Here is a 22,324-nt window from a genome sequence, read left to right on the forward strand (position 1 = left end):
CTATGAACCCCGACGCCCTCGCCGCCGCCATCCTCTCCGTCCTCGCCCCGATCGCGGCCGAGCGACGTCCCGAGGAGCCCTTCGCGCTCGCCGCCTCCGACATCGTGCTCGAGCGCCCGCGCAACCGCGACCACGGCGACTGGGCGACGAACATCGCGATGCGTCTCGCCAAGCCTCTGGGCACGAACCCCCGCGAGCTCGCCCAGGCCGTCGCCGACGGTCTCGCCGCGGTCGACGGCATCGCCTCGGCCGAGGTGGCGGGGCCCGGATTCATCAACGTGCGTCTGGATGCCGCTGCGGCCGGTGCCCTCGCCCGCGAGATCGTCGAAGCCGCCGACGCCTACGGCACCAACGACTCGCAGGCGGGCGTGAGCGTGAACGTCGAGTTCGTCTCGGCCAATCCCACCGGCCCGCTGCACATCGCCCACACCCGTTGGGCGGCGCTGGGCGACTCGATCGTCCGTCTGCTGCTGGCCAGCGGAGCCCACGCCGTGCGCGAGTACTACATCAACGACGCAGGCGCTCAGATGGAGCGCTTCGCGCACTCCGTGCTCGCGGCGGCGAAGGGCGAGCCGACGCCGGAGGGCGGCTACCCCGGCGAGTACATCGCCCAGCTCGCCCGCCGCGTGCTCGAGGCGCGCCCCGACCTGCTCTCGCTGGACGATGCCGAGCAGCTCATCGTCGCCCGCGATCTCGCCTACGAGTACCAGCTCGCCGAGATCAAGAGCTCGCTCGAGCGCTTCAACGTGCCCTTCGACGTGTGGTTCTCCGAACGCACCCTGCACGCCCCCGCCGCCGACGGCGGTCCGAGCCTCGTGTCGCGCGCCATCGAGCGCCTGCGCGCGCAGGGCCACGTGTTCGACGAGGACGGCGCGATCTGGGTGCGCACCACCGATTTCAGCGACGACAAGGATCGCGTGATCCGCCGCTCCAACGGCGAGTACACGTACTTCGCCGCCGATGCCGCCTACTACCTGAACAAGGGCGATCGCGGATTCGAGAACAAGATCTACCTGCTCGGCGCCGACCACCACGGCTACGTGCACCGGCTCAAGGCCGTCGCGGGCGCGGCGGGTGAGGATCCGGACAGGAACATCCAGGTGCTCATCGGTCAGATGGTCTCGATCAACGGTGCCCGGCTCAGCAAGCGCGCGGGCAACATCATCGAGATGGACGACCTGCTCGACTGGCTCGGCACGGACGCGCTGCGCTACTCGCTGGAGCGCTCGCCGGCCGACTCGCCGCTGGATCTGGATCCCGAGCTGCTGCAGAAGCGCACCAACGACAACCCGGTCTTCTATGTGCAGTACGCGCACGCCCGCACGCACAATGTCGCCCGCAACGCCGCGGAATCGGGTGTCGACCGCTCGGAGTTCGCGCCGGAGCTGCTCGTGCACGAGACCGAGTCGGCGCTGCTGGGGGCGCTGCAGGAGTTCCCCCGCATCGTGGCCTTCGCCGCCGACGTGCGCGAGCCGCATCGCATCGCCCGGTACCTGGAAGAGCTCGCGGGCCTGTACCACCGCTGGTACGACACGTGCCGGGTGATCCCGAAGGGCGACGGCCCGATCGAGTCCGTGCACCGCACCCGGCTCTGGCTCAACGACGCCACCGGCCAGGTGCTGCGCAATGGGCTCGATCTGCTCGGCGTCTCCGCGCCGGAAAGGATGTGACGGCGATGGGCGACACCGAGCCGTATCCGCGAGATCTCGGCGTCGCGCATCCGACGGTGCCGCTGCCGCGCGAACAGGCGGCCGTCGCCGCGCCGCGCCGTCGGCGCCGGTGGCCGTGGGTCGTCGGCATCGTCGTCGTGCTCGCGGGGCTCGTCGTCGCGGGGGAGTTCATCGCGCGGGCTGTGGTCGCCGACGTGGTGCGCAGCGAGGCCATCAAGGCGCTCGAGCTGCCCGAGGAGCAGAAGATCGACGTGCAGAGCGACGGTTTCGTGCTGCTCCAGCTCCTCTCGGGACGTCTCGACAGGCTGCACGTGTCCTCCGATGAGGTGAGGGTCGGCCCTCTCACGGGTGCTGTCGAGGCAGAGGGCACCGGCATCCCGCTGCGCGGGGGAGAGCTGTCGTCCGCCGAGGCGACCGTGCGGGTGACCGCGGCCCAGCTCGCCGCCGCGCTGACCACGACGCAGCTTCCGCTCGAAGAGATCTCGATCACGGGGAGCGACGTCACCGCGTCGGGCACGTTCGACGTGCTCGGCGTCGACGTGCCGATCTCGCTCACGCTCACCCCCGACGCCGACGACGGCGACCTCGTGCTCACACCCGTGTCGGCATCCGTCGTCGGGGCGACGCTGGATGCGGCAGAGCTGCGCAGGCAGTTCGGCGGCCTGGTCGACGGCCTGCTCGATCCGCGGGCGGTATGCATCGCCGATCGCCTTCCGGCGGGCGTTCATCTGCGCTCGCTTCAGGCGATCGACGGCGAGCTCGTCGCGGGCTTCGACATCGACGGCGCGATCGCCGCGGATCCGGCCCTCCGCGAGAAGGGCACCTGCGACTGACGCGCGGAACCGCTCAGCCGCCGGATTCTTCGCGCACGGCTTCGGCCGCCGCTTCCCGTTCCGCCTCGGCGCGAGAGACGGCGAGATCCGCCCTCTGCAGGCGGCGGCCCGCGAAGGTGTGCACCGTGCCCGCGCGGTGATCCTCGGCATCCTCCGCGGCAGTGACGATGAACGCCGCGGCGTACAGGATCACCTGCGCCGAGAGGTTGAGCCAGATGAGCAGCGCGATGAGAGAGGCGAACGAGGCCAGCAGCGGGTTGGACTTGGCGCCGCCGACGAACAGGCCCGACAGCTGCTGCAGCACGAGCAGGCCGAGCCCGCCGATCAACGCTCCCTGCCACAGGGCCTTGGCGGGAGCGCGCACGCCGGAGAGCACGACGAACAGCGCGACGACGAGGAGGGTGTCGAGCGCGAACACGATGAGCATCTCGGCACCGCGCTGCATCCAGCGTGCGGCCGCAGAGCCTTCGGCGCCGAACAGCTCCGACAGCGCCTCGATGCCGATCGAGCTTGAGAAGGATGCCAGGGCCGACACGGCGAACGACACCGCGATCGCCGCGGCGAGTGCCAGGTTGCGCAGGATCACCCACACCCAGAGAACGTCGTCTCCGGTGGTATCGGCGATGCTGCGCAGCGCGGTGCGCAGCGACCCGATCGCCGAGAGCGAGGCTCCGATCAGGCCCACGAGCGAGATGATCCCCGCGATCGACAGGCCCGTGCTCACCGTGATGCCGTCGGGATCGACCAGCCCGTCCTTGCCCACGAGACCGGGGATCGCATCGTCGACGGCGCGGACGAGGGCGTCCCAGGCGTCCTGATTGCCGGCCAGCCAGATCGCTGCGGCGGAGAAGCCCAGCAGGAGGGCCGCGAACACGCTGAACAGCGCACGATAGGTGATGCCGTCGGCGAAGGTGGGGCCGTGCTTCTCGAGGTAGAGCAGGCCCGCCCGCACCGGTCGCAGCCGCAGGGCGAAGGCCTGCACGGCTCCGCTCGCCCGCAGGAACAGATTCTTGCGCTCGCCCTCGTCGGGCGGGCTCTTCTCGCCGTCATCCTCGTTTGCGACCATGTTTCGAGCGTACTGATCCACGCAGACCGACCGTGGTGAAGGGCCCGCGGACGCGGTGCCATAGACTTCTGAGCACTCGGCAACAACCCGCCGAGGCATCCTCCCGCGACCGGATCCGCTCTCGCGAGCGGACATCGTCGCGCGATCCCCTACGATGATTGGCGCCCTGTGGTCACGCATCCGTCCGACGAACCCCTCGCTCCCGCGTGGCTGACGGTGCCCGACGACGCGAACGTCCTGGACCCGGCGGTCTGGCCGGCGTCCGCCGAACGCGATGAGAACGGCGCGCTGCGCCTCGGCGGCGTCGGCGTCGAGGAACTGCAGCACCGGTTCGGCACTCCTCTTTACGTGCTCGACGAGGGCGAAGTCCGCACCCATGCGAGGCGCTTCCGCGAGGCGCTGGAATCGGCGGCCGCGCGGCACGGCGTGACGGCACACGTCTACTACGCAGGCAAGGCCTTCCTCAGCGGGGCGATGGTGCAGTGGGTGCTCGCCGAGCGCCTGCGCATCGACGTGTGCAGCCGCGGCGAACTCGAACTCGCGCTGGCCTCGGGCGCGGATGCCGCCCTCCTCGGCTTCCACGGCAACAACAAGAGCACGACCGAGCTGGAGCGGGCGATCGAAGCCGGCATCGGCACGATCATCGTCGACAGCCTCGTCGAGATCGACCGGATCGCGGAGATCGCGGAGCGGCGCGGCGCGGTGCAGCCCGTGCTCGTGCGCGTCAACAGCGGGGTGCACGCCGAGACGCACGACTTCCTCGCCACGGCGCACGAAGACCAGAAGTTCGGTTTCGCGATGCCGCAGGCGCCTGAGGCCGTCTCCCGCATCCGAGAGCTGCCGAGCCTCCGGCTCCTTGGCCTGCACTGCCACATCGGCTCGCAGATCTTCGGCGCGGCGGGCTTCGCCGAATCGGCCGCGCGCATGGTCGAGCTGCATGCACGATTGAGCGCGGAGGAGCCGTTGCCGCTGCTGAACCTCGGCGGCGGGTTCGGCATCGCCTACACCTCCGCCGACGATCCGACTCCGATCGAAGAACTCGCCGAGGCGATCGTCGGCGCCGTGGCGAAGGAGTGCGCGGCGCGCGGCGTTCCGATGCCGGATCTCGCTTTCGAGCCGGGACGCGCCATCGTCGGTCAGGCCGGCGTCACGCTGTACGAGGTGGGCACCGTCAAACCCGTCGATCTGGGCGAGCGTGGAGAGCGGGTGTATGTGAGCGTCGACGGCGGGATGAGCGACAACGCCCGCCCCGCGCTCTACGGCGCGCAGTTCTCGGCGCGCATCGCCTCGCGCGAGAGCGAGGCCGCACCCGCCCTCGTGCGCGTCGTGGGCCACCATTGCGAATCTGGCGACATCGTCGTCGATCACGACTACCTCCCCGGAGACGTCGCGCCGGGTGACCTGTTGGCCGTCCCCGCGACGGGGGCGTACAGCCACGGACTCTCCAGCAACTACAACCACGCCCCCCGCCGCCCCGTCGTCGCCGTCGGCGACGGCAGGGCGCGAGTCATCGTGCGAGGTGAGACCATCGCAGACCTCCTCGCGCGCGACGTCATCATCGCCGAGGCTCGGGATGCGGCGGAGACACGAACGGCCGGCGACCCCGCCGGAGAAGGAGAAGAATGACCGAGCATCGCACCCTCCGGGTCGCGCTGCTGGGCGCGGGATCCGTCGGATCCCAGGTCGCCCGGCTGCTGCGCGAGCACGGTGACGACCTGTCTGAACGCAGCGGAGCGCGCCTCGAACTCGCGGGCATCCTCGTGCGCGACATCGACGCCCCGCGCGATGTCGAGCTGCCGCGCGAGCTGCTCACGACCGACGCGGAGCAGCTCATCCTCGGAGCGGACATCGTCATCGAGCTGATGGGCGGCATCGAGCCCGCCCGCTCGTACGTGCTGCAGGCCATCCGCGGCGGAGCCGACGTCGTCACGGGCAACAAGGCCCTACTTGCCACGCACGGCGCCGAGATCTTCGAGGCCGCCGATCAGGTGGGCGCCTCGGTCTCGTACGAGGCGGCCGTCGCCGCGGCGATCCCGATCATCCGCCCGCTGCGCGACTCGCTCGCAGGAGACCGGATCGAGCGCATCTTCGGCATCGTCAACGGCAGCACCAACTTCATCCTCGACAAGATGGACCGCGAGGGGCTCGACGCCGCCGAGGCGCAGCGGATCGCCACCGAGCTCGGCTACCTCGAAGCCGACCCCACGCTCGATCTGGAGGGCTACGACGCGGCGCAGAAGGCGGCGATCCTCGCCAGCCTCGCCTTCCACACACGCGTCTCGCTCGACGACGTGCACCGCGAGGGCATCGAGAGCGTCACCGCCGACATGATCGAGGATGCGCGTCGCGCCGGATCGGTCATCAAGCTGCTCGCGATCTGCGAGCGCATCGCCGCAGATGACGACGGGGACGACGCCGTCTCGGTGCGGGTCTACCCGGCCCTCATCAGCCGCGAGCATCCGCTGGCCGCCGTGCACGGCGGCAACAACGCGGTCTTCGTCGAGGCAGAGGCCGCCGGCCCCCTGATGTTCTACGGTGCGGGAGCGGGCGGCGCGCAGACCGCATCGGCCGTGCTCGGCGACGTCGTGTCGGCGGCGCGGCGGCATCTCGCCGGCGGCGTGGGCGTGGGGGAGTCGGCCAGGCAGAACCGGTCGGTCGCCCCGATCGCGCGCATCACCACGCGCTACCAGATCACCCTCGAGGTCGCCGACCAGCCGGGTGTGCTCGCCGCTGTCGCGGGCGTGCTCGGCGAGCAGGGCGTGTCGATCGCCACCGCCCTGCAGACCGTCGAGCGCGAGGACAGCGCCGTGGCGCGCATCGTCATCGGCACGCACCGCGCGTCCGAGAAGGCGCTCAGCGCCACCGTGGCCCGCCTCGCAGCGAACCCCGCGGTCGGCCGCGTGGTGTCGGTGCTGCGGATGGAGGGGGAGTGAGCCTCGTCCGTGCAGGGCTGAGCCTGGACGTCCGCGTCCCCGCCACCAGCGCCAATCTCGGCCCCGGGTTCGACACGCTCGGTCTGGCGCTGAGCGTGTACGACGAGCTGGAGGTCATCGTGCTCGAGGGCGCTGCGCTGGAGATCGAGGTGACCGGATCTGGTGCCGATGAGATCGCGCGCGATGCGTCGAATCTCGTCGTGCGCTCCATCGCGCATGTGTTCGCCGATGTCGGCGTCGAGATGCCCGGGCTGCGCCTCAGCGCCCGCAACGGCGTGCCGCATGGGCGCGGGCTCGGCTCGTCGGGTGCCGCTGTGGCGGCGGGCGTGCTCGCCGCGAAGGGCTTGCTGCGAGGAATCGCCGAGCTCGACGACAGGGCGCTGCTGCGTCTGGCGACCGAACTGGAGGGGCACCCCGACAACGTCGCACCCGCCCTGTTCGGCGGGCTCACGATCGCGTGGAGCGGCGAAGCAGGTCCGCGTCACAAGAAGCTCCTCGTGCATCGCGGCGTCTCTCCACTCGTGCTCGTGCCCGGTTACACGATGTCGACCTCGGCGGCGCGCAGCCTGCAGCCGCAGCAGGTGCCCAGCGAGGATGCCGTCTTCAACGTCTCGCGCTCCGCGCTCCTCATCGCCGCGCTCACCCAGAGCCCCGACCTGCTGCTGGATGCGACGGACGACCGGCTGCATCAGAACTACCGTGCCCCGGCGATGCCGGAGACCGACCGCCTCGTGCGCGCCCTGCGCGCCGAGGGTTTCGCGGCCGTCGTCTCGGGCGCAGGGCCCAGCGTGCTCGTGCTGTGCGATGGGCCGGGGCGGCGGCTGGACGCCGTGGCTCTGGCCGATGCCGTTACGGACGCGCCGTGGGAGCACAGGATGGTCGCCGTCGACGTGCAGGGTGGTACAGTAAGGAACCGAGCGGAGGCCACGTCGTCACGATCGTGATTCCGGCCTGAGGCGCTTCTTCGCCTCATCCGCACCCCAACCCCACTGGTCTCGAGGGACCATGGCGCGTGCGCTGGGCACCCCGTCCCGCGCATAGGCGGTGCGGTCGCGTGCAGCATCGTTGCGCGCATCGCTCTTTCCCATGACTTACAGAGGAGTGCTCGTGGAGACCGTCTCCGACACCCAGAACGAAACCCCCGCCGCCGCAGAGGCGCCCGCCGTCGCCGAAGAGGCGCCCAAGGCTCCGCGCAAGCGTGCACCGCGCCGCGCGACCACGGCATCTGCGGCCGCCGCGACCGATGCACCGGCCGCGACCGATGCGCCGACCCCGTCCGATGCACCGGCAGAGACCCCCGCCGGCGACACCGCGGGCAGTGCGTCGTCCGACGAGGCGCCCGCCGAGAAGGCCCCGCGCCGCACCCGTGCGAAGAAGGCCGAGGCGGCCCCCGAGTCCGATGGCGGCAAGGCCCCGGTTGCCCCCCCCGCCGACACGGCATCCACCGATGCGTCGGAGGCACCCGCCGAGAAGAAGCCGTCGCGCGCCCGCAAGAGCCGTGCGAAGACCGATGACGCCGACGCGTCATCCGACGACATCGCGGAGAAGTCCGACGAGGCGCCCTCGGGCTCCCGCGGACGCGGCGGTCGTGGCAAGGCGGACAAGCCCGACGGCGACGACAAGAGTGCCTCGACCGATGAGAAGGCACCCGCCGAGAAGACACCCGCCGAGAAGACGCAGAGCGCCCGGAACGGCAAGCGCGACGACAAGTCCGCGTCGGACAAGGACGACAAGAACGACGACGCCGCCGACGGCGATGAGCAGGGCGGCCGCGGCCGCGGTCGCAACCGCAACCGGAACCGCAACCGCAACGGCGCTCAGAACGGCGGAGGAGACTCCGCGGACGACGAGGGCTCGTCGAACACCCGCACCCGCCAGCGCAACAAGCGCCGCGGCAACGGGCAGAACGACGAGTTCGAGACCGAGATCGGCGAGGACGACGTGCTCATCCCCGTCGCCGGCATCCTCGACGTGCTCGACAACTATGCCTTCGTCCGCACGACCGGCTACCTCGCCGGCCCCAGCGACGTCTACGTCTCGCTCGGGCAGGTCAAGAAGTACAACCTGCGCAAGGGCGATGCGATCGTCGGTGCGATCAAGCAGCCGCGTGAGGGCGAGCAGCAGGGGCGCCAGAAGTACAACGCGCTGGTGAAGGTCGACTCGATCAACGGCCTGTCCACCGACGACGCCGCCACGCGCGTCGAGTTCGGCAAGCTCACGCCGCTGTATCCGCAGGAGCGCCTGCGGATGGAGACGGCGCCCGAGAAGCTGACGCAGCGCATCATCGACCTCGTCGCCCCCGTCGGCAAGGGTCAGCGCGGGCTCATCGTCGCGCCGCCCAAGGCGGGCAAGACGATCGTGCTGCAGCAGATCGCCAACGCGATCGCGCAGAACAACCCCGAGGTGCATCTCATGGTCGTGCTCGTCGACGAGCGCCCCGAAGAGGTGACCGACATGGAGCGCTCGGTCAAGGGCGAGGTCATCGCCTCGACCTTCGATCGCCCCGCCGAAGACCACACCACGGTCGCCGAGCTCGCCATCGAGCGCGCCAAGCGCCTGGTCGAGCTGGGCCGCGACGTCGTCGTGCTTCTCGACTCGATCACCCGCCTGGGCCGCGCGTACAACATCGCCACGCCCACCTCGGGCCGCGTGCTCACCGGTGGAGTGGATGCAGCGGCGCTGTACCCGCCCAAGCGCTTCTTCGGCGCCGCGCGCAACATCGAGAACGGCGGATCGCTCACCATCCTCGCCACGGCGCTCGTGGAGACCGGGTCCAAGATGGACGAGGTCATCTTCGAGGAGTTCAAGGGCACGGGCAACAGCGAGCTGCGCCTGTCGCGCCAGCTGGCCGACAAGCGCATCTTCCCGGCCGTCGACGTCAACGCGTCGAGCACGCGCCGCGAGGAGATGCTGCTCTCGCCCGACGAGGTCAAGATCACCTGGAAGCTGCGCCGCGCGCTTGCGGGACTGGACCCCCAGCAGGCCCTGGAGGTTGTGCTGGGCAAGCTCAAGGAGACCCAGTCCAACGTCGAGTTCCTCTTGCAGATGCAGAACGTGCAGATGCAGAAGGTGACGCAGGGCACCGGGCACAGCCACGGGCACGAGAACAGCATCCGCTGACGCCGCGCCCTCGTCATGTTCGAACAGGTCGACGCGCTGCGAGAGGAGCACCGGGCGGTCGAGCGCGAGCTCTCCGACCCGGACGTGCACGCGGATGCGGCGCGCGCCAAGCGCGTGAACCGTCGCTATGCCGAGCTCAGCCGCATCGTGAAGGCGCACGACGACTGGACGGCCGCCGGCGACGACCTCGAGGCGGCGCGCGAGCTCGCCCGTGACGACGAGGCGTTCGCCGCCGAGGTGCCCGCGCTCGAGGAAGCGCTGCACGCGGCGCAGGAGCGCTTGCGGCGCCTGCTCATCCCGCGCGATCCCGACGACGCCCGCGACGTGATCATGGAGATCAAGGCGGGGGAGGGCGGCGCCGAGTCGGCGCTGTTCGCCGCCGACCTGCTGCGCATGTATCTGCAGTACGCCGCCCACAAGGGGTGGAAGACCGAGCTGCTGGAGCGCACCGAGTCGGACCTGGGCGGCTACAAAGACGTGCAGGTGGCGATCAAAGGCGCTTCCGCCGATCCCGCCCAGGGAGTATGGGCCCACCTGAAGTACGAGGGCGGCGTGCACCGCGTGCAGCGCGTGCCGGCCACCGAGTCGCAGGGGCGCATCCACACGTCCACGACCGGTGTGCTCGTCTTCCCCGAGGTCGACGAGCCCGACGAGATCGAGATCAACCAGAACGACCTCAAGATCGACGTCTTCCGCTCGTCGGGTCCCGGTGGGCAGTCGGTGAACACGACCGACTCGGCCGTGCGCATCACGCACGTGCCCACCGGGATCGTCGTGTCGATGCAGAACGAGAAGTCGCAGTTGCAGAACCGCGAGGCGGGCATGCGCGTGCTGCGCGCCCGATTGCTGGCAAAGCAGCAGGAGGAGCTCGAGGCGGCCGCCTCGGATGCACGCAAGTCGCAGATCCGCGGCATGGATCGCTCGGAACGCATCCGCACGTACAACTTCCCGGAGAACCGGATCGCCGATCACCGCACCGGGTTCAAGGCCTACAACCTCGACCAGGTGATGGACGGGGCGCTGGACCCGCTCATCGAGTCGTGCATCGCGGCCGATGAGGAAGCACGGCTCGCCGCGCTCTGATCCGTCGCCGCTGTGGCACTCAGATCACGTACTCGGGTGCCATGAGGACGGCCCGCGAGTCCTCGCCCGAGATGCGGGCGCGTGCACGGGCGGGAACGCCGACGAGCACGCTGTCGGCCGGGGCGTCTTTGGTGACCACCGCGTTCGCGCCGATCAGCGAGCGGGCGCCGACCGTGACCGGACCGAGGATCTTCGCGCCGGCGCCCACGGCGACGCCGTCGCCGAGCGTGGGGTGGCGCTTGCCGGTGTCGCGGGTGCGACCGCCGAGCGTGACGCCATGGTAGAGCATGACGTCGTCGCCGATCTCGGCCGTTTCGCCGATCACGACGCCTGAGCCGTGATCGATGAAGAACCGACGGCCGATCGTCGCGCCGGGATGGATCTCGATGCCGGTGAGCCAGCGCGTGACCTGCGAGCCGAGCCGCGCCGGGAACCGGGCGCCGCGACGCCACAGGGCGGCGTTGACGCGGTGCGCCCAGATCGCATGGAGCCCTGGGTAGAGCAGGGCGACCTCGAGGGGCCCGCGCGCGGCGGGATCGCGCAGACGCGCGGCCGCGATGTCTTCGCGGATCCGTGCGAACGGGCTCATCGGGTCAGGCCTTCGGGGCGTCGCGCAGGTCTTCGAACAGCGCGGTGGAGATGTAGCGCTCGCCCGTGTCGGGGGCGACGACGACGATCGTCTTGCCCTTGTTCTCGGGGCGCCCCGCGACCTTCAGCGCCGCGGCGACGGCGGCGCCGGTCGACATGCCCACGAGCAGGCCCTCCTTGGCGGCGAGATCGCGGGCGACCTTCAGCGACTCCTCGAACTCGGCCGTGATGACCTCGTCGAGCACGTCGCGGTCGAGCACGTCGGGCACGAAGTTGGGGCCGATGCCCTGGATCTTGTGCGGGCCGGGGTGCCCCTCGGTGAGCACGGGGGAGTCCTTGGGCTCGACGGCGATGACGGTGACATCGGGCTTGGCGGCCTTCAGCGCCTGGCCCGTTCCGGTCACGGTGCCGCCGGTGCCGACGCCGGCCACGAACACGTCGACATCGCCGTCGGTGTCGCGCAGGATCTCCTGCGCCGTCGTCTCGCGGTGGATCTGCGGGTTGGCGGCGTTCTCGAACTGCCGCACCCAGACGGCGCCGGGGGTGTCCGCGACGATCTGCTCGGTGACCTCGATGGCCCCCGACATGCCCTTGGTGGGATCGGTCAGCACGACCTCGGCGCCGAAGGCCTTCAGCAGCACGCGACGCTCCTTCGACATCGACGCCGGCATCGTGAGGATCACGCGGTAGCCGCGGGCGGCGCCCACCATGGCCAGGGCGATCCCCGTGTTGCCGCTGGTCGACTCGACGATCGTGCCGCCGGGCTTCAGCTGCCCGGACTTCTCGGCGGCGTTGACCATGGCGATGCCGATGCGGTCCTTGACGCTCGCCGCCGGGTTGTAGAACTCGAGCTTGAGCAGCACCGTGGCATCCAGGCCCTCGGTGACGCGGTTCAACCGCACCAGCGGTGTGTTGCCGAAAGCGGTGGTGATGTCGGAGTGGATGCCGGCCATGAGTGCCCTTTCGTGCGCGATACGGCTCGTCCGCGGCCGCCGCACCAGCCTATTGCCCGCAGATCGCGGAGTGTCCGAATGTGACGGGTCCGCCAGTACGCTGGGGGATCGTGCCCGACACCCCCCTCTCCGCCGTACTGCGCGCCGCCGCCCTGCTCCTCGCCGATGCGGGCGTGCCCGATCCGTCCGTCGATGCGGAACTGCTCGCGGCGCACGTCCTCGGCCTCGGCCGGGGGGAGCTGCAGGCCGCTGCCGTGCGCGGAGACGCACTGGGCGAGGCCGACGCCCGCCGACTGGACGACGCGCTGGCACGACGGGCCGCGCGCGAGCCGCTGCAGCACATCACGGGACTCGCCCCGTTTCGCCACCTCGAGCTCGCGATCGGACCCGGGGCGTTCGTGCCGCGGCCCGAGACCGAGATGGTCGCGCAGTTCGCGATCGACGCACTCCTCGCCGCGCCCGCCCCCGAACCCATCGGCGTCGACCTCGGCACCGGCAGCGGCGCCATCGCCCGCGCCATGGCCGACGAGGTGCCGCACGCGGCCGTCCACGCGGTGGAGCGCTCGCCCGAGGCGCACGCATGGGCGCGGCGCAACCTCGTCGCGGCGCCCAACGCGACCCTCGTGCTCGGCGACCTCGCCGACACGCTGGCCGAGCTCGACGGCCGCGTCGACGTCGTCGTCTCCAACCCTCCGTACGTGCCGGATGCGGCGATCCCGCGTGATCCCGAGGTGCGGCTGTTCGACCCGCCCGCGGCCCTGTACGGCGGCGAGGACGGGCTCGACGTCGTCCGCGCCATCAGCACGCGCGCCCTGCGCCTGCTCTACCCCGGCGGCGTGCTCGTGCTCGAGCACGGCGAGCTGCAGGGCGAGGGCATCCGCGCTCTGCTTCGCGCGGACGGCTGGCTCGCGACGGCGACGCATCAGGACCTCACCCATCGCGATCGCGTCACGACGGCGCTGCGGCCGCCGCTGCCTGCGGACGGATCCGCAGGAGACGCCGATCCCGCCCGCGTAGACTGAGCCCGACATGTCTTCCGTCTTCGATTGCCGCGACGCGGATCAACTGCTCGCCGGCATGCGCCATGCACGCCAGGCCATCGGCCGCGGCGAGCTCCTCGTGCTCCCCACCGACACCGTGTACGGCATCGGCGCCGATGCGTTCTCGCCCGACGCCGTGCGAAAGCTCCTCGAGGCGAAGGGCCGCGGACGCGACCAGCCGCCCCCCGTGCTCGTGGGCAGCACGGCGGCGCTGAACGCCCTCGTCGAGACGGTGCCGGAGCCGGTGCAGCGACTGGTCGACGAGTTCTGGCCGGGCGGGCTCACGATCGTGCTCCCCGCGCAGGCCTCGCTCGCCTGGGATCTCGGCGACACGCACGGCACGGTGGCGGTGCGCATGCCCGACCTGCGCATCGTGCTCGAGCTGCTGGAGGAGACCGGTCCGCTCGCCGTCTCCAGCGCCAACCTCACCGGTCAGGCCGCGGCCATCGACGTGAACTCGGCCCGCGGGATGCTCGGCGACAGTGTCGCGGTGTACCTCGACAACGGACCGAGCGCCACCGGCATCGCCTCGACGATCATCGACGCGACCTCACTGGTGCGTCCCGGCGGAGACGAGGCGCGCGTGCGCGTGCTCCGCGAGGGCGCCGTCCGCCGCGCCGAGCTCGAGCGGGTGCTGGGCGACCTTCTCGAAGAGTCAGCGTGAAGCAGTATCTGTTCACGATCATCCTCACGGCGGCGATCACTCTCGCCATGTCGTGGGGGGTCTGGCAGCTCAGTCTCCGTTTCAAGCTCTACCCGGGCATCCGCGAGCGCGACGTGCACACCACGCCCACGCCGCGTCTCGGGGGAGTGGCGATGTTCCTCGCCATCGTCGCCGCGGTCGCGGCGTCATCCGCCAACCCGTTCTTCGGCATCATCTGGTCGCGCCCGCAGACCGTCTGGGCCGTGCTGGGAGCGGCTGCGCTCATCGCCGTGATCGGCGTGATCGACGATCTGTGGGACCTGGACTGGATGATCAAGCTCGGCGCGCAGTTCGTCGCCGCGGGGCTGATCACGGTCGTCGGCGGACTGCAGATCCTGTTCCTGCCGGTGGGGGAGCCCGTCGTCGGCTCGAGCTGGGTGAGCATCGCGGTGACCATGCTCGCGATCGTCATCGTCATGAACGCCGTCAACTTCATCGACGGCCTCGACGGACTCGTCGCCGGGGTGTGCCTCATCGCCAACGCGGTGTTCTTCGCGTACTCCTATGTGCTCGCCAGAGACACCGGAGCCTCGAGCTACTTCAACCTGGCCTCCTTCCTCGCGGCCGTGCTCATCGGCGCGTGCATCGGGTTCCTGCCGATGAACTGGAGCCCGGCGAAGCTGTTCATGGGCGACTCCGGCGCACTCGTGCTCGGGCTGCTCATGGCCACCTCCGCGGTCGCGATCACCGGCTCGCTCAACCCCTCCGCCCTCGGCCACGACCAGATCGGCCGTTCCCAGCTGCTCGGTGCGTTCATCCCGATCCTGCTGCCGGTGGCCGTCGTGATCCTGCCGCTGCTCGACTTCGGCCTCGCCGTGCTGCGGCGCATGGGGGCGGGCAAGTCGCCGTTCTCCCCGGATCGCAAGCACCTGCATCACCGGATGCTCGACCTCGGCCACCGCGATCGCGACGCGGTGCTCATCTTCTACGCCTGGACGGCGATCATCTCGCTGTCGGTGCTGCTCATGTATGTGGGCACGCGTCAGGCATGGCCGGGCGACTATCTGATCGGGATCGGGTTCGGCGTGGTCGGCGTGGCGGCCTGCCTCGTCGTGACCCTGCTTCCCTCCGACAGCCGCGCCGCCGCAGCACGCGCGGCGGCTGCACCCGTTCCCGAACCCGAGATCAGGGGAGACCGATGAGCCCGAGTCCTGTCAGCAGCACGCCGATCCTGCGCCGCACCCTGATCGTCGGCGGCATCGCCGCGATCCTCCTCGCCATCGTCGCCGCCGTCATCGGCGGGCTCGTCGCCGGTGCGAACGGCATGTGGAGCGGACTCGCCGGCGTGCTCCTCGCCGTCGTGTTCCTCGCCATCACGGGCATCAGCATCCTCGTGGCCAACCGCTGGTACGGCGATCCGTTGTACGTGCAGTTCTTCTTCGCGATCGTGCTGGGCGGATGGCTGCTCAAGCTCGCCCTGTTCGTCGTGATCATGCTCGTGCTGCGCGGACAGCCGTGGATCTCGCCGCTGGTGTTCTTCCTCTCGATCGTCGCCGGCGTGGTCATGTCGCTCGTCGTCGACGTCGTCGTGCTGATGAAGATGCGCCTGCCGCACGTGAGCGATATATCGTTGCCGACCTCGGATCCCGAGGACGAGAGCGACCCGCAGGGGGCCGCCGGCCGGGGGGAACAGCCCACAGGGGACACACCTCCGACGTCGCCCGATCCCTGACTCTGCTAGGGTGGGACATGCGCCCGCTCGCTCTGCGAGCGCTTGCGCAACCTCGTCTCACCACGTCCATCGTCGCTCCGGTTTCGCACCGGTGCCCCGAAGCTGGAGCTCGCGCTGTTGAATCTCGCTGCGACCATGATCACCCGACTGGCCTCCGACGGCGGCGAGTTCCACGGCCCGTCGATGAACGACTTCTTCCCGGAGATCCTGTTCGAGGTCGCTGGCATCCCGGTCCACCGGATCCACATCATCCAGTTCCTGTCGGTCGTCGCCGTCGTGTTGATCCTCTGGCTCGGCACGCGCCGCATGAAGGTCGTCCCCGGCCGGTTCCAGAGCCTGGTCGAGATGGGCCTCGACTTCGTCCGCACCGGCATCGGCCACGACCTGCTCGGCCGTAAGGACGGCGAACGCTTCGCTCCGCTGCTCGTGACGATCTTCTTCATGGTCTTGTTCATGAACATCACGGGCATCATCCCGTTCCTGAACATGCCCGGCACCGCGATCATCGCCGTGCCGCTCACGCTGGCGGTCATCAGCTACGTGACCTTCATCTACGCGGGCATGAAGAAGAGCCCGCTCGGCTTCTGGAAGAACTCCCTCTTCCCGGCCGGCGTGCCGTGGCCGGTGTACATCATCGTCACGCCGCTCGAGTTCATCTCGACGTTCATCATCCGGCCGGTCACTCTGACGCTGCGACTCATGATGAACCTCGTCGTGGGGCACATGATCCTCGTGCTCTGCTTCTCGGCCACCTGGTTCTTCTTCTTCACGGCGGGCGGCGGCTGGGCAGCGCTCGGTGTGGGCACCCTCGCCTTCGGCGGCGCCTTCACGATCTTCGAGATCCTGGTCGTCGTCCTGCAGTCCTACGTCTTCACCGTCCTCACCGCGATCTACATCCAGCTCGCGGTGGCAGAAGAGCACTGAGCCCATCAGACACTGAGCGGGCGGGCCAAAGCCCACCCACCCAACGAAAGGAAAAAACCCGTGGACGCAACTACGGTTCTCGCTGACGTCAACGGCCACCTCGCCGCGGTCGGTTACGGTCTCGCCGCCATCGGACCCGCCATCGGCGTGGGCATCGTCGTCGGCAAGACGATCGAGGGCGTCGCCCGCCAGCCCGAGCTGGCCGGTCGACTGCAGGTCCTCATGTGGATCGGCATCGCCTTCACCGAGGCACTCGCCTTCGTCGGCATCGCTGTCGGGTTCATCCCCTTCCCGTAATCCGCACCGACTTCCGAAGGAGACAGGATGCTTGACGCTCTTGTCACGCGCCTCGCGGCGGAGGAGGCACCCAACCCCCTCATCCCCGCGTGGTACGACATCATCTGGTCGGCGCTGTGGTTCCTCATCATCCTCATCGTCGTGTGGAAGGTCGCCCTTCCGCGACTCACGGCCATGCTCGATGAGCGCTCCGCCGCGATCGAGGGGAACATCGCCAAGGCCGACGAGGCTCAGAAGCAGGCGGAGGCCGCGCTCGAGGAGTACACGCGTCAGCTCGCCGAGGCCCGTACGGAGGCCGGACAGATCCGCGAGGCCGCCCGTGAGGACGGCAAGAAGATCGTGACCGAGGCCAAGGAGGCCGCGACCACCGAAGCCGCCCGGGTGACCGCTGCCGCATCCGCGCAGATCGAGGCTGAGCGCCAGAGTGCTCTCGTCTCGCTGCGCGGCGAGGTCGGAACCCTCGCCCTCGACCTGGCCGGCGGTGTGGTCGGGGAGACGCTCTCCGACGACGCACGCGCGAGCGCGGTCGTCGACCGGTTCCTCGCCGATCTCGAGAAGGCGGAGAAGTAATGGGCAGCGCGACCACTCAGGCGCTCGCGGCATCGACCACGGCGTTGACCGCGACGAGCGGGCTCACCCTCGACTCGGCGCGCGAGCTGTTCGCGGCCGCGCGTCAGGTCGGCGAGTCGGCTGGGCTGAGCGGCGCGCTCGCCGATCCCTCCGCACCCGCTGCCGCCCGCGAAGCGCTCGTCGCACGAGTCTTCGCCGGCTTCTCCGCACCCGTCCAGCGACTGCTGGCCGCGGTGGCGGCGGAGCGCTGGTCGAGCCCCGACGACCTCGTCGACGGCATCGAGGAGCTCGCCGTGCGCTCGGCAGCGGTCGGCGCTGCCGAGGAAGACATCGAGGGACAGCTGTTCTCGGTCTCCCGCCTCGTGGCCGACAACTCCGAGCTCGAGCTCGCCCTGGGCAGCCGCCTCGGCGACGCGACGGCGAAGGGTGCGCTGATCGAGAAGCTGCTCACCGGAGCGGCGGGTGCGGCCACCACGCTCATCGTCTCGTCGCTCGTGCAGCAGCCGCGCGAACGACGGGTGCGCCAGCTCCTGAGCCGCGCCATGCGCATCGTCTCCGCGCAGCGCGATCGCATCGTCGCGACGGTGCACTCCGCCGCCGCGCTCAGCGAGGCGCAGCGCACCCGGCTCTCCGAACTCCTCGCCACGCGCTACGGCCGACCCGTCGCGCTGAACGTGGTGCTCGACCCCGCCGTCGTCGGGGGCCTGCGCGTGCAGGTCGCAGACGACGTCATCGACGGCAGCATCTCCGCCCGACTCGCCGACCTCCGGCAGAAGCTCGCGGGCTGACACACGACTTCGCGCGGGCGAACCGCGCATAGATACAAAGGGAAGACAATGGCAGAACTTTCGATCAGCCCCGACGTCATCCGTGACGCGCTAAAGGACTTCGTCGCCGCGTACGAGCCCACGGGCGCTGCGGCGACCGAGGTCGGCACGGTCGTCGACGCAGCAGACGGCATCGCGCACGTCGAGGGGCTGCCCGGCGTCATGGCGAACGAGCTCGTCACGTTCGCGGACGGCACCAAGGGCCTCGCCCTGAACCTCGACGAGCACCAGATCGGCGTCGTCGTGCTCGGCGACTTCACCGGCATCGAGGCGGGCCAAGAGGTCACGCGCACCGGAGAAGTCCTCTCCGTGCCCGTGGGCGACGGCTACCTCGGTCGCGTGGTCGACCCGCTCGGAAACCCGATCGACGGCCTCGGTGACATCGCCACCGAAGGCTCACGCGAGCTCGAACTGCAGGCGCCCGGCGTCATGCAGCGCAAGAGCGTGCACGAACCGTTGCAGACCGGCATCAAGGCCATTGACGCCATGATCCCCGTCGGCCGCGGACAGCGCCAGCTCATCATCGGCGACCGCCAGACCGGCAAGACGGCCATCGCGATCGACACGATCATCAACCAGAAGGCCAACTGGGACTCCGGCGACGTGAACAAGCAGGTGCGCTGCATCTACGTCGCGATCGGTCAGAAGGGGTCGACGATCGCCTCCGTGAAGGGCGCACTCGAAGAGGCCGGCGCTCTGGAGTACACGACGATCGTCGCCGCTCCGGCCTCCGACCCCGCGGGCTTCAAGTATCTGGCTCCCTACACCGGATCGGCCATTGGCCAGCACTGGATGTACGGCGGCAAGCACGTGCTCATCATCTTCGACGACCTGTCGAAGCAGGCCGAGGCCTACCGCGCCGTCTCGCTGCTGCTGCGCCGTCCCCCGGGGCGCGAGGCCTACCCGGGCGACGTGTTCTACCTGCACTCGCGTCTGCTCGAGCGTTGCGCGAAGCTCTCCGACGAGCTCGGCGCCGGCTCGATGACGGGTCTTCCCATCATCGAGACCAAGGCGAACGACGTCTCGGCGTACATCCCGACCAACGTGATCTCGATCACCGACGGTCAGATCTTCCTGCAGTCCGACCTGTTCAACGCCAACCAGCGTCCCGCGGTCGACGTCGGAATCTCCGTCTCCCGCGTCGGTGGCGACGCCCAGGTCAAGTCGATCAAGAAGGTGTCCGGAACGCTGAAGCTGGAGCTGGCGCAGTACCGCTCGCTCGAGGCCTTCGCGATGTTCGCCTCCGACCTCGACGCGGCGTCTCGTCGTCAGCTGGCCCGCGGTGCGCGTCTGACGGAGCTGCTCAAGCAGCCGCAGTACTCGCCGTACCCCGTGGAGGAGCAGGTCGTCTCGATCTGGGCCGGCACCAACGGCAAGCTCGACACCATCGAGGTCGGCGATGTCCTGCGCTTCGAGCGCGAACTGCTCGATCACGTGCGTCGCAACACCAAGGTCCTGGACACGCTGCGTGAGACGAACGTGCTCGACGACGACACCGTCGCAGAGCTCGAGAAGGTCACCGACGAGTTCATCCTGGAGTTCCAGGCCGGCGACGGTCAGTCGATCGGTGCCGTCGGCCACGAGGAGCACGAGGCGGCCGACGTCGACGACGTGAACCAGGAGAAGATCGTCAAGGGTCGTCGCGCGTAATCGCGCGGGTACTGATACATGGGCGCTCAACTCAGGGTCTACAAGCAGAAGATCTCTTCTGCTCAGACGACCAAGAAGATCACGAAGGCGATGGAGCTCATCGCGGCTTCGCGCATTCAGAAGGCGATGGCGCGCGTCAAGGCGTCGTCTCCCTTCGCGCGCGCCGTGACCCGAGCCGTCTCCGCCGTCGCGACGCACTCCAACGTCGATCACCCGCTCACCCGTGAGCCCGAGACGATCCGCCGCTCCGCGGTCGTGATCTTCTCGTCGGACCGGGGCCTGGCCGGCGCGTTCAACTCACAGATCCTCCGCGAGGGGCTGGAGATGGCCGAGCTGCTGCGCGAACAGGGCAAGGAGCCGGTGTTCTACCTCGTCGGCCGCAAGGCCGTGGGCTACTTCCAGTTCCGCGGGATCGCCGCGGAGGCGGAGTGGACCGGTGACACCGACACCCCGTCGTTCCACACGGCCGAGGAGATCTCGGCGGCGCTCCTGGAGGGCTTCAACCGCGGTGGCGAAGAGGGCGGCGTCGACGAGATCCACCTCGTCTACAACCGGTTCGTCAGCATGATGACCCAGACGCCGGAGGCCGTGCGCCTCCTGCCGCTCGAGATCGCCGAGGCGGACGACTCCGAGGCGGGCAGCCAGATCTACCCGCTCTACGAGTTCGAGCCGGACGCGGAGACGGTGCTCGATGCGATCCTGCCGGTGTACATCCAGAGCCGCGTCTTCAACGCGCTCCTGCAGTCGTCGGCCGCCAAGCAGGCCGCGACGCAGAAGGCGATGAAGTCGGCCAGCGACAACGCCGACAAGCTCATCACCGACTACACACGTCTGCGCAACAACGCGCGCCAGGCGGAGATCACGCAGCAGATCGCGGAGATCGTCGGCGGCGCCGACGCCCTCGCATCGAGCAAATAGACCATCAAGAAAGAGACGAAGATATGACCCCCACCGCCACAGCTGAGGCTGGGACCGCGGTCGTCGGGCGCGTCGCACGCGTCACGGGCCCGGTCGTCGACATCGAGTTCCCGCACGACTCGATCCCCGACATCTACAACGCGCTGAAGACGACGATCACGATCGGCGAGGAGTCCACCGAGATCACCCTCGAGGTCGCACAGCACCTCGGTGACGACCTCGTGCGCGCCATCTCCCTCAAGCCCACCGACGGCATGGTCCGGGGGCAAGAGGTGCGCGACACCGGCGAGGCGATCTCCGTTCCCGTGGGCGACGTCACCAAGGGCAAGGTCTTCAACGTCATCGGCGAGGTCCTCAACGCCGAGCCCGGCGAGCAGGTCGAGATCACCGAGCGCTGGCCGATCCACCGCGCCGCGCCCAACTTCGACCAGCTCGAGTCCAAGACCACGATGTTCGAGACCGGCATCAAGTCGATCGACCTCCTCACGCCGTACGTGCAGGGTGGAAAGATCGGCCTGTTCGGCGGCGCCGGCGTCGGCAAGACGGTCCTCATCCAGGAGATGATCCAGCGCGTCGCGCAGGACCACGGCGGTGTGTCCGTGTTCGCCGGTGTCGGCGAGCGCACCCGTGAGGGCAACGACCTCATCGGCGAGATGGAGGAGGCGGGCGTCTTCGACAAGACCGCCCTCGTCTTCGGCCAGATGGACGAGCCCCCGGGGACGCGTCTGCGCGTCGCTCTGTCGGCCCTGACGATGGCGGAGTACTTCCGCGACGTGCAGAAGCAGGACGTGCTGCTGTTCATCGACAACATCTTCCGCTTCACGCAGGCCGGCTCCGAGGTCTCCACGCTGCTGGGCCGCATGCCCTCCGCCGTGGGATACCAGCCGAACCTCGCCGACGAGATGGGTGTGCTCCAGGAGCGCATCACGTCGACCCGCGGTCACTCGATCACCTCGCTGCAGGCGATCTACGTCCCCGCCGACGATTACACCGACCCGGCGCCTGCCACGACGTTCGCGCACCTCGACGCGACGACCGAGCTCAGCCGTGAGATCGCATCGAAGGGTCTGTACCCGGCGATCGACCCGCTGACCTCGACGTCGCGCATCATGGACCCCCGTTACCTGGGCGAGGACCACTACCGGGTGGCCACGACGGTCAAGCAGATCCTGCAGAAGAACAAGGAACTGCAGGAGATCATCGCGATCCTCGGTGTCGACGAGCTCTCCGAAGAGGACAAGATCGTCGTCGCGCGTGCACGCCGCATCCAGCAGTTCCTCTCGCAGAACACCTACATGGCGAAGAAGTTCACCGGTGTCGAGGGCTCCACGGTGCCGCTGAAGGACACGATCGAATCGTTCGACGCGATCTGCCGCGGCGACTTCGACCACGTCGCCGAGCAGGCCTTCTTCAACGTCGGCCCGATCTCGGACGTCGAGGAGAACTGGGCGCGCATCCAGAAGGAGAACGGCTGACC

Annotated in this window: 21 protein-coding genes; 18 read left to right on the forward strand and 3 right to left on the reverse strand. The window is 69.5% G+C overall.

What is annotated here, in order from left to right; all coding sequences use genetic code 11:
- Nucleotides 1–2 precede the first annotated feature (2 nt).
- Nucleotides 3–1,670 (forward strand): arginine--tRNA ligase, encoded by a 1,668-nt coding sequence (gene argS / locus BKA02_RS10550; protein ID WP_179433842.1) that lies wholly within the window; start codon nucleotides 3–5, stop codon nucleotides 1,668–1,670.
- 5 nt (nucleotides 1,671–1,675) lie between these two features.
- Complete coding sequence (locus BKA02_RS10555; RefSeq protein WP_179433844.1) at nucleotides 1,676–2,503, forward strand: LmeA family phospholipid-binding protein; 828 nt, start codon at nucleotides 1,676–1,678, stop codon at nucleotides 2,501–2,503.
- Nucleotides 2,504–2,516: 13 nt separating this feature from the next.
- On the opposite strand, the gene BKA02_RS10560 is transcribed toward BKA02_RS10555, so the two are convergent.
- On the reverse strand, nucleotides 2,517–3,569 hold the full coding sequence (locus BKA02_RS10560; RefSeq protein ID WP_179433846.1) for a YihY/virulence factor BrkB family protein: 1,053 nt from the start codon (nucleotides 3,567–3,569) through the stop codon (nucleotides 2,517–2,519).
- Between the two features lie 168 nt (nucleotides 3,570–3,737).
- Between BKA02_RS10560 and lysA the strand changes: the two genes are divergently transcribed.
- The 5 genes from lysA to prfA all read left to right on the forward strand — a co-directional run bounded on the left by lysA (nucleotide 3,738) and on the right by prfA (nucleotide 10,705).
- Nucleotides 3,738–5,195, forward strand: a complete 1,458-nt coding sequence (gene lysA / locus BKA02_RS10565; RefSeq protein ID WP_179433848.1) for a diaminopimelate decarboxylase — start codon at nucleotides 3,738–3,740, stop codon at nucleotides 5,193–5,195.
- The gene (locus BKA02_RS10570; protein WP_179433850.1) at nucleotides 5,192–6,502 is read left to right on the forward strand and encodes a homoserine dehydrogenase; all 1,311 of its coding nucleotides are present in this window, start codon (nucleotides 5,192–5,194) and stop codon (nucleotides 6,500–6,502) included. Before lysA ends, BKA02_RS10570 begins: the two co-directional genes overlap by 4 nt.
- On the forward strand, nucleotides 6,499–7,446 hold the full coding sequence (gene thrB, locus BKA02_RS10575) for a homoserine kinase (RefSeq protein ID WP_179433852.1): 948 nt from the start codon (nucleotides 6,499–6,501) through the stop codon (nucleotides 7,444–7,446). The genes BKA02_RS10570 and thrB overlap by 4 nt, the downstream gene beginning before the upstream one ends.
- 142 nt (nucleotides 7,447–7,588) lie before the next feature.
- Nucleotides 7,589–9,622: a transcription termination factor Rho gene (gene rho / locus BKA02_RS10580; RefSeq protein ID WP_179433854.1), complete on the forward strand. Its 2,034-nt coding sequence runs from the start codon at nucleotides 7,589–7,591 to the stop codon at nucleotides 9,620–9,622.
- Nucleotides 9,623–9,637: 15 nt separating this feature from the next.
- Nucleotides 9,638–10,705: a peptide chain release factor 1 gene (gene prfA, locus BKA02_RS10585; RefSeq protein ID WP_179433856.1), complete on the forward strand. Its 1,068-nt coding sequence runs from the start codon at nucleotides 9,638–9,640 to the stop codon at nucleotides 10,703–10,705.
- 19 nt (nucleotides 10,706–10,724) lie between these two features.
- On the opposite strand, the gene epsC is transcribed toward prfA, so the two are convergent.
- Together epsC and cysK are read right to left on the reverse strand one after the other, a co-directional pair.
- The gene (gene epsC / locus BKA02_RS10590) at nucleotides 10,725–11,294 is read right to left on the reverse strand and encodes a serine O-acetyltransferase EpsC (protein ID WP_179433858.1); all 570 of its coding nucleotides are present in this window, start codon (nucleotides 11,292–11,294) and stop codon (nucleotides 10,725–10,727) included.
- 4 nt (nucleotides 11,295–11,298) lie between these two features.
- Entirely contained in the window at nucleotides 11,299–12,246 is a 948-nt protein-coding gene (gene cysK / locus BKA02_RS10595) for a cysteine synthase A (protein ID WP_179433860.1), read from the reverse strand.
- A gap of 110 nt (nucleotides 12,247–12,356) precedes the next feature.
- Between cysK and prmC the strand changes: the two genes are divergently transcribed.
- The 11 genes from prmC (at nucleotide 12,357) to atpD (ending at nucleotide 22,322) form a co-directional block, all read left to right on the forward strand.
- Complete coding sequence (gene prmC, locus BKA02_RS10600; RefSeq protein WP_179433862.1) at nucleotides 12,357–13,268, forward strand: peptide chain release factor N(5)-glutamine methyltransferase; 912 nt, start codon at nucleotides 12,357–12,359, stop codon at nucleotides 13,266–13,268.
- Nucleotides 13,269–13,275: 7 nt separating this feature from the next.
- On the forward strand, nucleotides 13,276–13,950 hold the full coding sequence (locus BKA02_RS10605; RefSeq protein ID WP_179433864.1) for an L-threonylcarbamoyladenylate synthase: 675 nt from the start codon (nucleotides 13,276–13,278) through the stop codon (nucleotides 13,948–13,950).
- Nucleotides 13,947–15,131, forward strand: a complete 1,185-nt coding sequence (locus BKA02_RS10610; protein WP_179433866.1) for an MraY family glycosyltransferase — start codon at nucleotides 13,947–13,949, stop codon at nucleotides 15,129–15,131. Before BKA02_RS10605 ends, BKA02_RS10610 begins: the two co-directional genes overlap by 4 nt.
- A complete protein-coding gene (locus BKA02_RS10615) occupies nucleotides 15,128–15,661 on the forward strand; it encodes a Cg1360 family ATP-synthase-associated protein (protein WP_179433868.1) in 534 nt (177 codons plus the stop codon). The genes BKA02_RS10610 and BKA02_RS10615 overlap by 4 nt, the downstream gene beginning before the upstream one ends.
- 135 nt (nucleotides 15,662–15,796) lie before the next feature.
- Nucleotides 15,797–16,585 (forward strand): F0F1 ATP synthase subunit A, encoded by a 789-nt coding sequence (gene atpB, locus BKA02_RS10620; RefSeq protein ID WP_179433870.1) that lies wholly within the window; start codon nucleotides 15,797–15,799, stop codon nucleotides 16,583–16,585.
- Nucleotides 16,586–16,645: 60 nt separating this feature from the next.
- Nucleotides 16,646–16,882 carry an ATP synthase F0 subunit C gene (gene atpE / locus BKA02_RS10625; protein ID WP_179433872.1) on the forward strand — a complete coding sequence of 79 codons (237 nt, stop codon included), beginning with the start codon at nucleotides 16,646–16,648 and terminating at the stop codon, nucleotides 16,880–16,882.
- Between the two features lie 27 nt (nucleotides 16,883–16,909).
- Entirely contained in the window at nucleotides 16,910–17,452 is a 543-nt protein-coding gene (locus BKA02_RS10630) for a F0F1 ATP synthase subunit B (protein WP_179433874.1), read from the forward strand.
- Complete coding sequence (locus BKA02_RS10635; protein ID WP_179433875.1) at nucleotides 17,452–18,240, forward strand: F0F1 ATP synthase subunit delta; 789 nt, start codon at nucleotides 17,452–17,454, stop codon at nucleotides 18,238–18,240. Before BKA02_RS10630 ends, BKA02_RS10635 begins: the two co-directional genes overlap by 1 nt.
- 48 nt (nucleotides 18,241–18,288) lie before the next feature.
- Nucleotides 18,289–19,929 (forward strand): F0F1 ATP synthase subunit alpha, encoded by a 1,641-nt coding sequence (gene atpA / locus BKA02_RS10640; RefSeq protein ID WP_179433877.1) that lies wholly within the window; start codon nucleotides 18,289–18,291, stop codon nucleotides 19,927–19,929.
- An 18-nt stretch (nucleotides 19,930–19,947) separates the two neighbouring features.
- Nucleotides 19,948–20,847, forward strand: coding sequence for a F0F1 ATP synthase subunit gamma (locus BKA02_RS10645; RefSeq protein WP_179433879.1), 900 nt, complete (start codon nucleotides 19,948–19,950; stop codon nucleotides 20,845–20,847).
- A 23-nt stretch (nucleotides 20,848–20,870) separates the two neighbouring features.
- A complete protein-coding gene (gene atpD / locus BKA02_RS10650) occupies nucleotides 20,871–22,322 on the forward strand; it encodes a F0F1 ATP synthase subunit beta (protein ID WP_179433881.1) in 1,452 nt (483 codons plus the stop codon).
- Nucleotides 22,323–22,324: the final 2 nt, after the last annotated feature.

Origin of the sequence: Microbacterium pseudoresistens, from assembly GCF_013409745.1 — a bacterium.
Classification (GTDB): Bacteria; Actinomycetota; Actinomycetes; order Actinomycetales; family Microbacteriaceae; genus Microbacterium; species Microbacterium pseudoresistens.

Bases quoted from the DNA above. Each gene is read 5' to 3' on its own strand.
- BKA02_RS10555 (WP_179433844.1), top strand. From the start codon at position 1,676: ATGGGCGACACCGAGCCGTATCCGCGAGATCTCGGCGTCGCGCATCCG.
- cysK (WP_179433860.1), bottom strand. From the start codon at position 12,246: ATGGCCGGCATCCACTCCGACATCACCACCGCTTTCGGCAACACACCG.
- BKA02_RS10615 (WP_179433868.1), top strand. From the start codon at position 15,128: ATGAGCCCGAGTCCTGTCAGCAGCACGCCGATCCTGCGCCGCACCCTG.
- atpA (WP_179433877.1), top strand. From the start codon at position 18,289: ATGGCAGAACTTTCGATCAGCCCCGACGTCATCCGTGACGCGCTAAAG.
- epsC (WP_179433858.1), bottom strand. From the start codon at position 11,294: ATGAGCCCGTTCGCACGGATCCGCGAAGACATCGCGGCCGCGCGTCTG.
- BKA02_RS10630 (WP_179433874.1), top strand. From the start codon at position 16,910: ATGCTTGACGCTCTTGTCACGCGCCTCGCGGCGGAGGAGGCACCCAAC.
- atpB (WP_179433870.1), top strand. From the start codon at position 15,797: ATGATCACCCGACTGGCCTCCGACGGCGGCGAGTTCCACGGCCCGTCG.
- BKA02_RS10635 (WP_179433875.1), top strand. From the start codon at position 17,452: ATGGGCAGCGCGACCACTCAGGCGCTCGCGGCATCGACCACGGCGTTG.
- BKA02_RS10645 (WP_179433879.1), top strand. From the start codon at position 19,948: ATGGGCGCTCAACTCAGGGTCTACAAGCAGAAGATCTCTTCTGCTCAG.
- BKA02_RS10605 (WP_179433864.1), top strand. From the start codon at position 13,276: ATGTCTTCCGTCTTCGATTGCCGCGACGCGGATCAACTGCTCGCCGGC.
- argS (WP_179433842.1), top strand. From the start codon at position 3: ATGAACCCCGACGCCCTCGCCGCCGCCATCCTCTCCGTCCTCGCCCCG.
- atpD (WP_179433881.1), top strand. From the start codon at position 20,871: ATGACCCCCACCGCCACAGCTGAGGCTGGGACCGCGGTCGTCGGGCGC.
- rho (WP_179433854.1), top strand. From the start codon at position 7,589: ATGACTTACAGAGGAGTGCTCGTGGAGACCGTCTCCGACACCCAGAAC.
- prfA (WP_179433856.1), top strand. From the start codon at position 9,638: ATGTTCGAACAGGTCGACGCGCTGCGAGAGGAGCACCGGGCGGTCGAG.
- BKA02_RS10570 (WP_179433850.1), top strand. From the start codon at position 5,192: ATGACCGAGCATCGCACCCTCCGGGTCGCGCTGCTGGGCGCGGGATCC.
- BKA02_RS10560 (WP_179433846.1), bottom strand. From the start codon at position 3,569: ATGGTCGCAAACGAGGATGACGGCGAGAAGAGCCCGCCCGACGAGGGC.